This is a genomic window from Proteus hauseri (assembly GCF_004116975.1).
GTDB classification, from domain to species: Bacteria; Pseudomonadota; Gammaproteobacteria; order Enterobacterales; family Enterobacteriaceae; genus Proteus; species Proteus hauseri.
Genome location: NZ_CP026364.1, coordinates 21,776 through 36,550, shown reverse-complemented (window position 1 = coordinate 36,550; position 14,775 = coordinate 21,776). Strand labels below are relative to the sequence as shown.

Annotated in this window: 11 protein-coding genes, 4 tRNA genes and 1 pseudogene; 8 read left to right on the top strand and 8 right to left on the bottom strand. The window is 36.8% G+C overall.

Annotated features, from left to right (window positions below; all coding sequences use genetic code 11):
• The first annotated feature begins 154 nt into the window (after positions 1–154).
• The 3 genes and pseudogenes from ttrB to ttrA all read left to right on the top strand — a co-directional run bounded on the left by ttrB (position 155) and on the right by ttrA (position 4,992).
• Positions 155–895, top strand: a complete 741-nt coding sequence (gene ttrB / locus PH4a_RS00170; protein WP_064720405.1) for a tetrathionate reductase subunit TtrB — start codon at positions 155–157, stop codon at positions 893–895.
• Complete coding sequence (ttrC, locus tag PH4a_RS00165) at positions 892–1,920, top strand: tetrathionate reductase subunit TtrC (RefSeq protein ID WP_129036851.1); 1,029 nt, start codon at positions 892–894, stop codon at positions 1,918–1,920. The genes ttrB and ttrC overlap by 4 nt, the downstream gene beginning before the upstream one ends.
• Positions 1,913–4,992: pseudogene (gene ttrA, locus PH4a_RS00160) on the top strand (tetrathionate reductase subunit TtrA). Before ttrC ends, ttrA begins: the two are co-directional and overlap by 8 nt.
• 245 nt (positions 4,993–5,237) lie before the next feature.
• Here ttrA and PH4a_RS00155 read toward each other — a convergent pair.
• The 6 genes from PH4a_RS00155 to PH4a_RS00130 all read right to left on the bottom strand — a co-directional run bounded on the left by PH4a_RS00155 (position 5,238) and on the right by PH4a_RS00130 (position 8,598).
• Positions 5,238–5,840: a response regulator transcription factor gene (locus tag PH4a_RS00155; protein WP_129036849.1), complete on the bottom strand. Its 603-nt coding sequence runs from the start codon at positions 5,838–5,840 to the stop codon at positions 5,238–5,240.
• A 277-nt stretch (positions 5,841–6,117) separates the two neighbouring features.
• A complete protein-coding gene (gene bssS / locus PH4a_RS00150; RefSeq protein ID WP_064720401.1) occupies positions 6,118–6,372 on the bottom strand; it encodes a biofilm formation regulator BssS in 255 nt (84 codons plus the stop codon).
• Positions 6,373–6,583: 211 nt separating this feature from the next.
• Complete coding sequence (gene pyrC / locus PH4a_RS00145) at positions 6,584–7,636, bottom strand: dihydroorotase (RefSeq protein ID WP_129036847.1); 1,053 nt, start codon at positions 7,634–7,636, stop codon at positions 6,584–6,586.
• A gap of 190 nt (positions 7,637–7,826) precedes the next feature.
• Positions 7,827–7,902 (bottom strand) — tRNA-Asn (locus tag PH4a_RS00140).
• Between the two features lie 269 nt (positions 7,903–8,171).
• A tRNA-Asn gene (locus tag PH4a_RS00135) sits at positions 8,172–8,247 on the bottom strand.
• A 275-nt stretch (positions 8,248–8,522) separates the two neighbouring features.
• Positions 8,523–8,598, bottom strand: a tRNA-Asn gene (locus PH4a_RS00130).
• Positions 8,599–8,896: 298 nt separating this feature from the next.
• On the opposite strand from PH4a_RS00130, the gene PH4a_RS00125 reads away from it, so the two are divergent.
• Together PH4a_RS00125 and PH4a_RS00120 are read left to right on the top strand one after the other, a co-directional pair.
• Entirely contained in the window at positions 8,897–9,838 is a 942-nt protein-coding gene (locus PH4a_RS00125) for an AraC family transcriptional regulator (RefSeq protein ID WP_129036845.1), read from the top strand.
• Between the two features lie 91 nt (positions 9,839–9,929).
• Positions 9,930–10,520, top strand: a complete 591-nt coding sequence (locus tag PH4a_RS00120; protein ID WP_129036843.1) for an NAD(P)H-dependent oxidoreductase — start codon at positions 9,930–9,932, stop codon at positions 10,518–10,520.
• A 155-nt stretch (positions 10,521–10,675) separates the two neighbouring features.
• On the opposite strand, the gene PH4a_RS00115 is transcribed toward PH4a_RS00120, so the two are convergent.
• Positions 10,676–10,751 (bottom strand) — tRNA-Asn (locus PH4a_RS00115).
• Between the two features lie 156 nt (positions 10,752–10,907).
• Complete coding sequence (locus PH4a_RS00110; RefSeq protein WP_129036841.1) at positions 10,908–11,414, bottom strand: YlaC family protein; 507 nt, start codon at positions 11,412–11,414, stop codon at positions 10,908–10,910.
• 455 nt (positions 11,415–11,869) lie between these two features.
• Between PH4a_RS00110 and cspE the strand changes: the two genes are divergently transcribed.
• From cspE to PH4a_RS00095, 3 genes are all read left to right on the top strand, one after another.
• Positions 11,870–12,082, top strand: coding sequence for a transcription antiterminator/RNA stability regulator CspE (gene cspE, locus PH4a_RS00105; protein ID WP_004243573.1), 213 nt, complete (start codon positions 11,870–11,872; stop codon positions 12,080–12,082).
• A 110-nt stretch (positions 12,083–12,192) separates the two neighbouring features.
• The gene (gene dsrB / locus PH4a_RS00100; protein ID WP_064720397.1) at positions 12,193–12,387 is read left to right on the top strand and encodes a protein DsrB; all 195 of its coding nucleotides are present in this window, start codon (positions 12,193–12,195) and stop codon (positions 12,385–12,387) included.
• Positions 12,388–12,753: 366 nt separating this feature from the next.
• Positions 12,754–13,452, top strand: a complete 699-nt coding sequence (locus tag PH4a_RS00095; protein WP_129036839.1) for an MgtC family protein — start codon at positions 12,754–12,756, stop codon at positions 13,450–13,452.
• The last annotated feature ends 1,323 nt before the right edge of the window (positions 13,453–14,775 follow it).

The window sequence follows — 14,775 nt, the reverse complement described above, 5'->3', positions numbered from 1 at the left end:
ATGTTAAATATTGTTTTGGATCAAATTCATACCCAGTATGTGGTAAACCACAATAGGTGAATTCCTCGGTAATTTTTACAATGCCCTTAACATTTACTTTCTATTTCCTTCGCTCATTACGACATGTATTTACTGAGTGATACTGGAGACAAATATGGATCTTGGAAAACGAAAATTCTTACAGCAATTAGGGGTCCTTACCGCAGGTGCTTCGCTTGTTCCTTTGGCGCAAGCAGGCATTAAGTTATCACCAGAGCGTCGTGAAGGTTCGGATGATAAACGTTATGGCATGCTGATTGATTTACGTCGTTGTGTGGGATGTCAGTCTTGCACAGTGAGTTGTAATATTGAAAATCAGACACCACAAGGGCAATTCAGAACGACAGTAAACCAATATCAGGTTGCTATCAAGGGGCAGGAAGGAATTACCAACGTCCTATTACCAAGATTATGTAACCATTGTGACGAGCCTCCTTGTGTTCCTGTTTGTCCCGTTCAAGCCACATTTCAACGCAAAGATGGCATTGTTGTTGTTGATAATGAACGTTGTGTCGGTTGTGCTTATTGTGTTCAAGCCTGCCCTTATGATGCTCGCTTTATTAACCACTCTACGCAAACTGCTGATAAATGTACCTTTTGTGCTCATCGTTTAGAAGTTGGTTTATTGCCTGCCTGTGTTGAATCTTGTGTCGGTGGTGCTCGTATTATTGGCGATATGAAAGATCCAACAAGTACGATAAGCAAAATGCTTCTCACTCATGAAAAAGAATTAAAAGTATTAAAACCAGAAAGTGGTACGGCACCACAAGTGTTCTATCTCGGCTTAGATGATGCATTCGTACAACCATTACTTGGTCAGGGGCAACCCGCATTATGGCAGGAGGTTCACTCATGATCCCGCAAGTCTCTCAAATTCAAGAAGTCATGGCTATTCCTCAAGAATACTTTTGGTTGCCTTGGGCTGTGCAATATTTCTTTTTTATTGGTATTGCTTGTTGTGCAACACTTTATGCTTGTTGGCAATGTTGGAAAGGCAGTGCGAGCAATCAGCGTTTAGAAGCTGTCGCGGTTTTTATTGCTGTTACCGCTGGTATTACAGCCCCGCTTGCACTCACCGCTGATTTACATCAAACGGCGCGAGTCTGGCATTTTTATGCTTATCCAACACCTTGGTCGTGGATGGCGTGGGGCTCTTTATTATTACCGTTGTTTTCTGCATTTAGTATGCTTTATTTCGCAGCCATGGTAGTGCGTTTAGTTTGGAAACGTGAATACAAATTGACGCGTTGGGTAGCTCTTGCTTGTGCGTTAACTGCCATTGGTTTGTTGCTATATACAGGCCGAGAAGCGTCTATTTTAAAAGCGCGTCCAGTGCTGTATACCTATTGGTTACCGATTCTACTGTTCTTTAGTGCGATGCAAGTGGTGCCAACACTCCTTGCTTTAGGCACACGCCGCGAACCTGTTCATCAACGTGAATTAGCAATCTGGTTTATCAGCTCATTAATGCTATTAGCTGTATGTATGGGTTTTTGGATTGCAGGAGATACCATTTCAGGTGCTGCAATGAGAGAACAATTGGCATTGGGTAGTTTGGGCTGGTGGAGCGCTATGGGGACTATCGCTTTATGGATTATCTCTGTCGCAATGGGTGCTTTGATGGCAAAACAAGCACGCTCAGTCGCTTTTATTACTGTGATGGCATTTGTATCAATGGGATTAGCGTGGGTACTGCGTTGGTTAATGTTGATGGGTAGCCAATATATTCCTAAATATAACATTATTACAAACCCTTATGAGTTTCCGTTAGGTAATGATGGGTTATTAGCCATCATTGGTACCTTTGGGCTTTGGATAGCGTTAACTATTATATTCAGAGAAAGTATTCGTTGGGTTGTCAGGAGAGTACAGCATGGCTAAGTTTACAAGACGTCAATGGCTTAAAGGTGGATTAGTTATCGGTGGTATCGCCGCGTTTGCTACCAGTTACCGCGATGTTGCTAAACGTGCCGTAGATGGTCTCGTTGATGGCACATCAGGAAAAGTGACTCTCGATAGGATAAATGGGAACTCGCTATTACCAGAAGGTAAAGTGACTAAAGGAACTGTTTGGCAACCCAATACAGATCAGGCAGTTTGTATGACGCAATGTTTTGGTTGTTGGACCCAATGTGGTGTCCGCGCTCGAGTTGATAGAGAAAACAACAAAGTACTGCGTATTGCCGGTAACCCTTATCACCCACTTTCTCACGATCACCATTTTGGCTATAACATGCCAATAAAAGAAGCCTTTGAAAAAATGGGGGGGAGAGTGGCTTAGAAAATCGTTCAACGGCTTGTGCGCGTGGTGCGACAATGATGGAAAGCCTTGATAGCCCAACACGTATTTTAGAACCAATGAAACGAGTGGGTAAACGCGGCGAGGGTAAGTGGAAACGCATTAGTTTCGAGCAACTTATTCAAGAAGTTATCGAAGGTGGTGATTTATTTGGTGAAGGACATGTCGATGGTTTACGTGCTATTCGTGATTTAGAGACACCAATAGATCCCAAACAGCCATCTTTAGGATCTTTAGCTAATCAGCTTTTAGTGACAAATGCAGGTGATGATGGACGAGATACTTTTATTCGTCGTTTTGCACAAAATTCGTTTGGTAGTAAAAACTTTGGCGCTCATGGTTCATATTGTGGCTTAGCTTATCGCGCTGGCTCTGGTGCATTAATGAATGACCTAGATAAAAATGCCCACGTAAAACCAGATTGGGATTATGTTGAGTTCGCACTATTTTTAGGGACATCGCCTGCACAATCAGGCAACCCATTTAAGCGCCAAGGTCGCCAGCTTGCAAATGCACGTATTCGTGATTCTTTTAACTATGTTGTTGTAGCTCCAGCATTACCATTAACCACAACGTTGGCAAATGATCATGGACACTGGGTGCCAGTACAACCAGGTACTGATGCGGCATTAGTGATGGGCATGATCCGCTGGATCATTGAGAACAAGCGCTATAACGCCGAGTATTTATCGGTACCTAGTGAGATCTCAATGCAAAATGTGGGTGAGAGAAGCTGGACTAACGCAACACATCTAGTTATTAGCGATGAAAAACATCCACTTTCAGGTCAGATGTTAACAACGGCTCATTTTGGCGAGGTTGCTGAAGGTGAAGAAGAAAATTTAGTTATTTCACTCAATGGTGAATTAACGCCAGCAACAAAAATTGATCGTGCTGAGCTGTTCGCAACCTGTAAAGTGACCTTAAAAACAGGTGTTGAAGTAACAGTAAAATCGAGTTTTCAGTTACTCGATGAAGCCGCTAAACGTATGACATTGGCGCAATATAGCGAGCGTTGTCATGTACCAGAAAAAACCATAGAAGCGCTGGGCCGTGAGTTCACTAATTATGGACGTAAAGCGGCAGTTATCTCTCATGGCGGTATGATGGGTGGTAATGGTTTTTATACAGCCTGGAGTGTCATTATGCTTAACGCACTGATTGGAAACTTAAACCTTAAAGGTGGCGTTTCTGTTGGTGGTGGTAAATTTAATGGTGCAACAGATGGCCCTTGCTACAAAATGGATAGCTTTAAAGGTAAAGTTAAACCGAAAGGCATGGTGTTATCGCGTAGTAAATCAGCATATGAAAAATCAGATGAGTACCGTGAGCGTGTTGAAAAGGGTGAATCACCTTATCCTGCAAAAGCACCTTGGTATCCGTTTGCCGCAGGGCAGTTAACAGAACAATTAGGTTCGGCATTAGCCGGTTATCCTTATTCATTAAAAGCATGGATAACTAACATGACTAATCCTGTTTATGGTATCGCGGGCATTCGCCAAGTAATGGAAGAACGTCTTAAAGATCCAAAACACTTACCCTTGATTATTGGTGTTGATGCGTTTATGAATGAAACGACAGCACTAGCAGATTATATCGTTCCAGATACGCATAACTTTGAAAGTTGGGGTTTTAGTGCTCCGTGGTCTGGTGTTCAAGTTAAGGCAAGTACAGCACGTTGGCCGATAATTGAGCCTCGTGTTGCTAAAACTGCGGATGGCCAGCCTATTTCAATGGAAACGTTCTGTATCGCTATCGCCAAAGCACTGAATTTACCCGGGTTTGGTGATAAAGCGATAGAAGACATGGATGGTAATTTTTACCCAATTAATAATGCTGAAGATTATTATCTACGAGTCGCTGCGAATATGGCATTTATGGGGGAAAAACCAGTTACTCCTGCGACGAATGAAGACATTCTCTTAAGTGGTGTAGATCGTATTTTACCCGCAATAACTTCAACATTGAAAAATGAAGAAGCACTTCGAGTTGCTTATATTTATACCCGAGGTGGGCGTTTTGCACCTTACGATAAAGCGTGGAATGGTGATGCAACGGGGCCTCAATGGAAGAAACCGTTACAAATTTGGAATGAAGACGTGGCTAAAAATCACCATGCAATAACGGGTGAACGCTATAGTGGGTGCCCAACTTATTATCCACCACGTTTATCTGATGGTAGTGATATTCATCAGCATTACCCTGAGGATCAGTGGCCACTTAAATTGATGTCATTTAAATCTCATGTGGTGAGTAGTTCTACAGGAATGATCCAGCGCTTAAGAATGGTTAAACCAACAAACTTGGTAGCGATTAATCCTCAAGATGGTAAGAAGCTAGGAGTTAACCACGGTGATAAAGTACGAATTGTAACACCTGGAGGCCAAGTTGAAGCGGAAATTAGTTTACTTGATGGTGTTATGCCTGGGGTTTTAGCAATAGAACATGGTTATGGACATCAAGAACTTGGTTCGCGACAACATTATTTGGATGAACAGCCATTACCAATGGATAAAGGAATTGGTAGTGGTATCAATTTGAATGATTTAGGATTTGCAGACCCAACCCGCGAGGTGAGTAACACTTGGTTGGATTGGGTTTCAGGAGCATCTGTTCGTCAAGGATTACCTGCAAAGATTGAGCGCATTGCTTAGTTTTATACAACGTAATAAAGGTATTAGGGCATAATATAAAGCCCTAATACTTACTAGTTATTTTTTATTGAAATTATTTATTTTCTATTCTGTTCTAATAATTGTTACTAATAAGTTATACCCTAGATGTTTATAATTATTCTGATGGTTCACACGCTAAATTACCATCAATATTACAGTGAGTAACGATAGGAAATGGATTCCTTTTTTCTTATTCTTTTTGATTGATCTTTTATATATAATATTTATTTATCATATATATATTTTAGTATGTTATATATAAAAAATAATTCAATTCTATTTTTTACATTTATTTTCTCTGTTATATGTCTTTTATGAGAATAAACAGTGCTATTGCTTATTTTTAATTTTTTAGCTATTTGGTGATTAGGTAATTCATTCATCCAGTAATTAATTATTTTTTGTTCTTGCATGCTGAATATAGAGCATAAAGAATGTTTGTAGGTTGGAAAGACGACTTGATTACGAGAAGTGAGTAATAATGTTTTATCTAATACCCAAGAAAGGATTCTTTTTGGTAGGATAAAACAGTTGTTTGTCAGTGCGATAGGGCGTTCTTTGTCTGGATAATTTGCATCTATATAAAGGTAGAGCCGGCATTGTTTCGTTGAGAGAAAAAAATATTGTAGATGTTCACAATGAGCTGTTTCTCGGCAATATTTTGTGAGGTTTATAAATATGATATCGGGCATTGAATCACTTATATAACTATTAGCGATTTCAATTGATGCAGTGTCAATAATATCATGTTTTGAACTCTTTTGAGATAAGAAGTGGCGTATGCCATTGCGAGTAAAATAACATCTATCAATAATTAATACTTTCACAAATAACTTCCTTGTTAGCCTCGTTCCTTATTTATTAAAATAGAGATAACTGAGTTTAGTGTCAATTCGGCTTATATATTATTTTCTGAAAGATATATCGAATAAAATAAATATAATTACCGTGCTATTTAATAGGTGAGTATTTTTTATTTAATTTAATAACTAAATTGTATATTAATCATAATGAAATTACAGGGTTATCTATAGGCGGCACAAATGAGAACAGGAGTACAATGTACTCCTGTTTTGCGTTCTATATCTTTTCGAAATTTTCTTATTAATGCTTGGTGTTGTCTGAAACAGAATCTTCAGATGACTCAATTTTATCAATACCAGCTTGAAGAATATGAATCAGCTGTTTTGCTATATCTGTTGTGAGCCAAAGTGTTTTATCTACAACTGCATTTTCTGGATGATGTTCGTTTTCAGGAAGATAGTGTAAACGCAACATCATGGCATCGTAGATATCTACAGTACTAATATCCCAGCCTACAACAGGGTGAGTCTGAATAACTTCATTTTTTCTACTCATAGTACCTCCTAATCATACAACCGGTTTTGACTAAGAGAGAAGCTCCCACGAATGTGGTTACTTTTCAGTATACGAGATTCGTTCTGATTAAAAAGAAAAATTTTTTTTGTAACAAAAAAGTGTGTGCTGGCTCTGATAAAAAGAGAAATGCACCATTTATCGGCTACTAATGATATATGGTGCATTAAGAAGAAAAGATCAAGGGGAATGATTAATTAGTGCTAATTTCCCAATGAATATCTTCATTTGCTAAGAATGGTATCAATGGTTCGTTATCACAAATAATTTGAGTCGGTGCTTGTACCGATTTTTCTGTTAATGTAATAGTACCTTCATTAATGGGTAAACCATAAAAACGTGGCCCATTAAGAGAACAGAAAGCTTCAAAGTGTTCTAACGCATTAAGTTCTTTAAATACGCTAGCATAAGCGGCAAGTGCTGTAGGTGCATTAAATACACCCGCACAACCACATGAAGATTCTTTGCGATGTTGTAAATGTGGAGCCGAATCTGTACCTAAGAAAAAGCGAGAGTTACCTGATGCGACGGCTTGTCTTAACGCCTCTTGATGAACATTACGTTTAAGAATAGGTAAACAGTATAAGTGAGGCTTAACACCACCAACTAACATATGATTACGATTAAACATTAAGTGTTGTGGTGTAATGGTTGCTCCAAGGTATTGATTTCCATCTAATACATATTGAGCGGCTTCTTTTGTGGTGATATGTTCAAAAACAATCTTTAGCTCAGGAAATTGCTGACGTACTGGTGACATAACACTATCAATAAAACGAGCTTCTCTATCAAAAATATCAATCTCTGCTGCGGTCACTTCGCCATGAATAAGTAGTGGCATACCGATCTTTTCCATCACACTTAATATAGGATAAATTTTTGTGATATCAGAAACACCGTGACTAGAGTTAGTTGTAGCATTAGCAGGATAAAGTTTACAAGCGGTGAAAACGCCTTGTAAAAAGCCTTGTTCAACTTCTGAAGGTTGCGTGCTATCGGTAAGATAACAGGTCATTAATGGTTCAAATTGATCGCCAGTAGGAATGGCTGCTTTAATGCGGTCACGATAAGCGCGAGCGGCTTCAATGGTTGTAACAGGTGGAACGAGATTTGGCATTACGATGGCTCTGCCAAAATAACGACTAGTATAAGGAACGACGGTTTTTAGCATGTTGTCATCACGAAAATGGACATGCCAATCATCAGGACGGCGAATGGTGATAGAGATAGGTTGTGCAGTGGTCATATACCGGCTCCGTGTGTCTTAGGAAAATCGAAAGATTCGGGATTGGATTGGACTATATAGATAGTCAAGCCGGGATAAAATAATAGAACGAAAACGATTAAATAGCTACCATTTAATGGTATTTTTTTATTGTGTGTAAGGTAAAACAGAGAATAAAATCAAAAGGTTACGAGGGTGACACAAATAGAAATGGCTCCTCCAACTGGACTCGAACCAGTGACATACGGATTAACAGTCCGCCGTTCTACCAACTGAACTATGGAGGAATTGCATTAAGTGGCGTGTATCATATAGCGGTAAAAAGAGGATGTCAAAGGGCAATCATCATATATTGGTTTAAATGAATAGATAACCAACATATTGAATACTTTCAAATCAGATGCTCTAAAAAGGGGTTAGCAAACAATCAATTTGAGAAAAAAGTACTTAAGGCATTAAATATAGATACAGATAAAATAAGCAGCAGAAGGGAAGTAAAAAATAAAAAAGCAAAGAATATAAAAACAAAAACCCGCACTAGGCGGGTTCTTAAATTTGGCTCCTCCAACTGGACTCGAACCAGTGACATACGGATTAACAGTCCGCCGTTCTACCAACTGAACTATGGAGGAATTGTGCTCTTGCGAGAACGAGACGAATGATAGCGAGGCTGGTGGAACTTGTAAAGTAAAAAAAACAGAATAATAGTTTAAGTGGTTAAAAAATAACTAATTTATCATTTTTTGTATGAAAAAATCGTTTTAAGACGGTATTACTATTGTTTTTGCAGATAAATATTTAAAGCGTGATAAAAAGAGAGTGAAAAAAGAAAGTAAATATAAATAAGAGAATAAAGGAAGAGAAGGGTAAGAAAAGCAAAAACCCGCACTAGGCGGGTTTTAAAATTTGGCTCCTCCAACTGGACTCGAACCAGTGACATACGGATTAACAGTCCGCCGTTCTACCAACTGAACTATGGAGGAATCGCGTTCTCGAGAGAACGAGGCGAATAATAGCTATCCTCTATCACCTTGTAAAGTAAAAAAACGAAAAAAATGACTGTTCGCTCAAGAGTGCATCATTTTGTTTCTTTTTTAGCAAAAAAGTATAAAAAATAGATAGTTATCTATATCTCTTTTTTGATGGTTTTGATTTTTTGCTAAAAAGCAGAGCGTATATAAAAAGAAACGAGAATGATGATGTTAAAAAGAGAATTTTTTACTCAAATTAAGTTATACAATTACGGCGGTGTTTAAACATATTGAATATTTTGGTGCTTTTATGGATATAAAACAATTATCGACACCTATTTTAGCTGAGTTTGAACAGTTTAAAAAAACGCTGATTAAACATACTCAGGGAAGTGAGGGGGGGTGGGATACCGCTGTTTCGAATTTAGCGTTATGTCGCTATACCAAGATAACAGAACCTGAAGGATGGATGTATGAACCAAGTTTGGCCATAGCAGCACAAGGGAGAAAACGGGTAACTATCGGACAAGCTACACATTGTTATCATCCTATGAATATGCTGCTGACCTCGTCAGATATCCCAACTTTTGCCAGTGTGTGTGAAGCATCAGAAGAAGAACCATTTTTAGCCGTGCTTATTAGGTTAGATCTCTCTTTGTTACCAGAATTACTTGCGGAAAATAAATTTCAATTGATGGAAGAAAATCACCAACAGCAAGCTCAGCAAGTTGTTCATGTTACCACGCCTATTTTACAAGCCGTGACAAGGTTGATTAAATTAATGGATGCACCTGAAGATGCACCTTTTATTGCCCCACTTATTCAAAAAGAGATCCTCTATTATTTATTGAGATCAACACAAGGCGCTCGCCAGCAATTACTCGCTTCGCAAAGTACATCTTGTCGCCAAATAAGTGATGCACTTGATTGGATAAAACAATATTACCGTCAAACTATTCGAATTGAAGATTTAACCACATTGGTGGGAATGAGTACTTCTTCTTTTCATTATCATTTTAAAAATCGTATAGGGATGACGCCATTACAATACCAAAAGTGGTTACGACTTAATGAAGCTCGAAGAGTGATGCTAATAGAAACAGCAGATGCTGCCGAGGCGGCTTTTATTGTGGGATATGAAAGTCCTTCTCAATTTAGTCGAGAATATCATCGTTTATTTGGTTTATCGCCTTTAAAGGATGTGCAACGATTAAAAGAAAATCAGTCACGAACTGTATCTTTGGATAATTAGGCAAGAATAATGGAGAAATGAGTTAAGGCTATTGTGAACAATTGCGTTAGAGTCATTCTCATTAATTCTTGTGTGAACAAAGGAGTCTATAGTGACTAATGTTTTTATTGTTAATGCTTCAAAAGAGTTTGGTGGTTCAGAAGGAAAGCTAAACGACCATTTAACTGAGGTGGCAACATCACTGTTATCTTCATATAAGATCAATGTAAAATCGACGCGTATCGATGATGGTTATGATAATGATGCTGAAGTGGAAAAATATTTATGGGCTGATGTTGTTATTTATCAAATGCCTGCATGGTGGATGGAAGGGCCTTGGATCTTAAAAAAATATATCGATGATGTATTTAGTGCCGGCCACGAAAAAATGTTTATTGATGATGGTAGAACACGGAAAGATCCATCTAAAAAATATGGTTCTGGTGGATTATTACAAGGTAAAAAATATTTACTTTCAGTTACGTGGAATGCTCCTTTAGAGTCTTTTGAAGAGGAAAATCAGTTCTTTGAAGGTAAGGGAATTGATATGGTTTATTTTCCATTCCATAAAGCAAATCAATTTTTGGGGATGAAAGCATTGAATACATTCGGTTGTTTTGATGTGGTTAAGCAACCTCAAATTGAACAAGATATCGAAGCTTATAAAAAACATCTTGAACATGAGATTGTGAATAACCAATAAAAGTTGGTGAGGCGATAAACTCAGTGTTATTGCATTCTTTTTTTGTTTATCTATATAGAAGAAAAGAAAGTGCAGAAAGTGATAAAGCACAATGACAACAATTTTTATAAATGATAGATAGCAAAAAGCCCGCATTAAGCGGGCTTTTCTAAATCTGGCTCCTCCAACTGGACTCGAACCAGTGACATACGGATTAACAGTCCGCCGTTCTACCAACTGAACTATGGAGGAATTGCGTTCTCGTGAGAACGAGGCGAATCATAGCGATGATATATCAGAGTGTCAACGCCAAAAGTGGATAAAAAATCTGTTTGGTTGCTTTATCAACAAAGCGGTTAAAAAATAGAAGTTATTCTCCGTATTTTGTTGGTAAACACGGAGAGTCGATTATGATTGAGGCGAGAGTTGTGACATTGATATTGTTTTTTTTGCGGGATCAAATGCCATTAGATAAACATCATAAAAGTGAATTTCTTGCTTTTTATGAATAATGTCATCAATTTCGTTTTTTATTTCCTGAGCAATAGCAGGATGTTGGCGAATCTCATCTACTGCTTCATCTGAAATTTTTTCAAATGTATACCATTCACCGTTGTAACATACTCTTAAATCAAGTACGCCAATATCTTCGAACTTATAGATAGGCTTTATATCAAACAGTAAGACACCCGCCATAACGACAAACATCACTGTGAAAATAATGAGTGAAATTAGGCCAAAATAAGGAGAATAGATTAATAATGCGGCGAGTAAAATATAAGAGAGCACCATACTAATACATAGCCAAAGGTGATTTTTTAAAAATTGACTATTAAAGTGTGGTTTGCCATCTCTTTTTTCAGCTTTATTAATTCGGTCTAGATCACGCTCTAAGATTTCTTTTAATACATTCATTGTAAATACCTTAATATATGAATGTTGCAAACTTGTTTCTTGTTAATAGATTATCATGGAGGCAAGATAAGCGGGTAGAACAGTTTTTTTAAATTTAGCACTTAACTGTTATTGAAACTCTATTGGGATTATTCTTAGTCGTTGTTAATAATAGATATAAAATATCAAATAAAGTTTATGTTGGGTGACAAAAAGTGAGGAGGATTTGTATTTTTAATGTGCAATTTGCATTTTTTTAATCTTCAAGAGCATAAAACTATTGCTATTAACCTTGTCTCATGCGTTAATAAGTAAGGCCTTAATACAGACCTGATTTATGATTGACATTCTAAGTAAATGAGTTTTAAACAGCATCGCTTTTTGACCGTTTTCTTCATGTGTGCCCATAAGTTATAGGTGTTTCAGGCCAGTAGATGCCGAGAAGGCAACGTTTTATTGATATATAGGAAAGTCACATGTCTGACAAAATGAAAGGTCAAGTTAAGTGGTTCAACGAGTCTAAAGGCTTTGGTTTTATTACTCCAGCAGACGGAAGCAAAGACGTATTCGTTCACTTTTCTGCCATTCAAGGTAACGGTTTCAAAACTCTGGCTGAAGGTCAGAACGTTGAATTCACAATTGAAAACGGTGCAAAAGGTCCAGCTGCTGCTAACGTAACAGCTCTGTAATTTAAAGCCTTTTAAAAATTTTCTTCAAGCCTGTCACCTAACGGTGGCAGGCTTTTTCGTTATGGGTAAAATAAAGAAAAAGAGAATGATAATTTTTATCAGGAGATGAAATGCAAATTAATGATCAAGTGATAGTAAAAACAGATGGTATTGAAGATCGTCAAGGAACAATTATCTTAATTGAAAAATTTAATGAAGGTACGATGTATCTCGTATCATTACCAGAATATCCAAAAGGTATCTGGTTTTTTAATGAAAAAGAGGGCGATGAAGGTACTTTTGTTCGCCCTATACAGCAAAAGTAATTTGTTTAGGTAACGTTCATTTACATATTGAAATGAACGTCTTATACTCTCGGCAAATTTTAGTTAGGAGAAAACAAATTGGACAATCAAAGTTGTAGGTTAATTCAAGAAAATCGGTAAGTTGTTTTCTCTGCTAAAAACTGCTTACCAATATTGGTGGGCAGTGTGTACTTTATAATATCTTCTATACACTCACCCAAGTTTCATCTCCTCATTACTCGTAAAGTAAGTGGTGAATGTATGTGTTACGTTTTTTTCTCATTATTTCCTCCTCCTAGATCTAGCGCGGCATTTCAATAGCTTATCTATCAGCACAGATCTGTGTTATGCACAAAATATTAGCCATAATTTATGGAGGAAATCCCCATGGTTATTACCCCTTATGTTTTAAATTTAGTCGTTGCAATGTGTCTTGGATCATTAATTGGCGCAGAACGTCAATGGCGACAAAGAATGGCGGGATTAAGAACTAATGCGTTAGTTGCGACAGGTGCTGCTGTTTTTATTTTAAGTTCAATAGAAACTTCTCCTGATAGTCCGGGTAGGATCGCTGCACAAATTGTTTCGGGCATCGGTTTTCTAGGTGCGGGTGTGATAATGCGAGAAGGAATGAATATTCGTGGATTAAATACTGCTGCCACACTTTGGTGTTCGGCGGGAATTGGTGTGCTTTCGGGATTAGGTTTATATCCGCTGGCAACGATGGCGACACTTTTGATCCTTTGCGCCAATATTCTATTACGTGAAGCTGCGCAACGGATCAATGCACAACCCCCTCATCAGGCTATAGATATAGAGCAACGATATTCAATACGTATTATTTGCGATGCAGAAGACGAAGTTTTAGTCAGAACGCTTATTTTACAAGCAATAAATGGGCTGCATGTTAGGTTACAATCACTGAGTAGTGCTGACACATTAATGCCCAGTCAGCTAGAAGTTTGTGCAGAAGTATTGGCTACACCTGTTGAGCAAAAAGAGATTGAAGCGATAGTTTGTCGAATAAGTTTAGAAAAAAGTGTTAGCGCTATAAATTGGAAAATAGCAGCAGAACATCCAGCGTAGCAAATATTAGGTATTATTCTATAATTTCAAATAGCTTTTTTATCAGATAAAGCTGCTTATATTCACTTATAAGCGGCTTTTTTTAATTACTATTCTATAGAAACTTTCCCTATAAGTGATTAATTTATTCCTCATTTTTCCAGAAAAGGAAAGACAGATGAAATAAAAGAATAAGGATATTAGAAAAAAATATAAGAGAAACGATCTTAAAAAGATGTAATTAGTTTTAAAAATAAGTTTATAAGATGACATTGATTAAGTATATATACTCGTTATTATACTTGAAAATATTTTATTAACGTAATTATTATTCTTGTAACTATTATTTGTTGAAAATAATTCTACTAAAAATGAGAGCAACATACCTATTTATGAGGAGATAAAATATTTCATATTTTTATCTGTATTCAATAATGCATTTGTTTAAGACAAGAAAAGTACAATATTTGTATTGTGGTTTATCCGTATATAAAAATAAAGTGAGAGTGATAAATAGAAATTAGACGCATTTGATATAAGCAATCATATTAAATCTACTATTGGCATAGTTTTATACTAATAATGATAAGACTCTTTTTTTGATTGAAAGCGAAATAAAGCTAGATTTGATTTGAAGACAATTATGTTAATTTAGCATAAATTTTCTTGTTTAAATGGCTTAGTAGAATAGTAATAACAGGTGTGGGCACTCATTTAGCAGGGGCTCTATCACTATGGTAGAAGGAAAAGTCGTTATTAAGGTACTTAATGCAGTATAGAATTTTGTCTTATTTTCAGCGCGTTGCGTTGATAACACTAAGTTTTAACTCAGTGACAAAAGAATACTCTCAAATTATTTCAATGTATTTGGTGAAAAATCTAGCAGTGATTTTAATTTTGATTAATTAATATCTGTTTTTTTAAGTAAAATTTCTAATTTAATAAAATCGAACTCTCATCTGGTAGGATGAGCTCTGGCTCAAATAGCTGATTTTGCCTGCTACAGTAAAGTTGATGAATACTCAATTAACGTTGTTTGTCATTACTTATCGATAGTGCACTAAAATCTTTTGAAAAAGTATCAAAAGATTTGTAAACGTTCTGTAGACTAAATGATACCAATAAGTAATCTTATAATGACGTTGAAAAAATTATACCAATCCAATCTAGCTATAAAATGATAATTCCATGTATTAGTTAGTTATATCCTTGTCAAGGATATAACTCTCTCTTTTAACAGAAGGAGAATTATCTGAGTTTGAAATAAACGCATCGCTATCATTCATCTCGGGAATAAATATAGCTATTATCTTATATTGTCTTTTTTAGATTTTCACAAATAGA

What these genes read in the sequence shown, in the direction of transcription:
- ttrB (WP_064720405.1), top strand. Translation starts at nt 155, where the DNA reads ATGGATCTTGGAAAACGAAAATTCTTACAGCAATTAGGGGTCCTTACC.
- ttrC (WP_129036851.1), top strand. Translation starts at nt 892, where the DNA reads ATGATCCCGCAAGTCTCTCAAATTCAAGAAGTCATGGCTATTCCTCAA.
- bssS (WP_064720401.1), bottom strand. Translation starts at nt 6,372, where the DNA reads ATGAGTAGAAAAAATGAAGTTATTCAGACTCACCCTGTTGTAGGCTGG.
- pyrC (WP_129036847.1), bottom strand. Translation starts at nt 7,636, where the DNA reads ATGACCACTGCACAACCTATCTCTATCACCATTCGCCGTCCTGATGAT.
- PH4a_RS00125 (WP_129036845.1), top strand. Translation starts at nt 8,897, where the DNA reads ATGGATATAAAACAATTATCGACACCTATTTTAGCTGAGTTTGAACAG.
- PH4a_RS00110 (WP_129036841.1), bottom strand. Translation starts at nt 11,414, where the DNA reads ATGAATGTATTAAAAGAAATCTTAGAGCGTGATCTAGACCGAATTAAT.
- cspE (WP_004243573.1), top strand. Translation starts at nt 11,870, where the DNA reads ATGTCTGACAAAATGAAAGGTCAAGTTAAGTGGTTCAACGAGTCTAAA.
- dsrB (WP_064720397.1), top strand. Translation starts at nt 12,193, where the DNA reads ATGCAAATTAATGATCAAGTGATAGTAAAAACAGATGGTATTGAAGAT.
- PH4a_RS00095 (WP_129036839.1), top strand. Translation starts at nt 12,754, where the DNA reads ATGGTTATTACCCCTTATGTTTTAAATTTAGTCGTTGCAATGTGTCTT.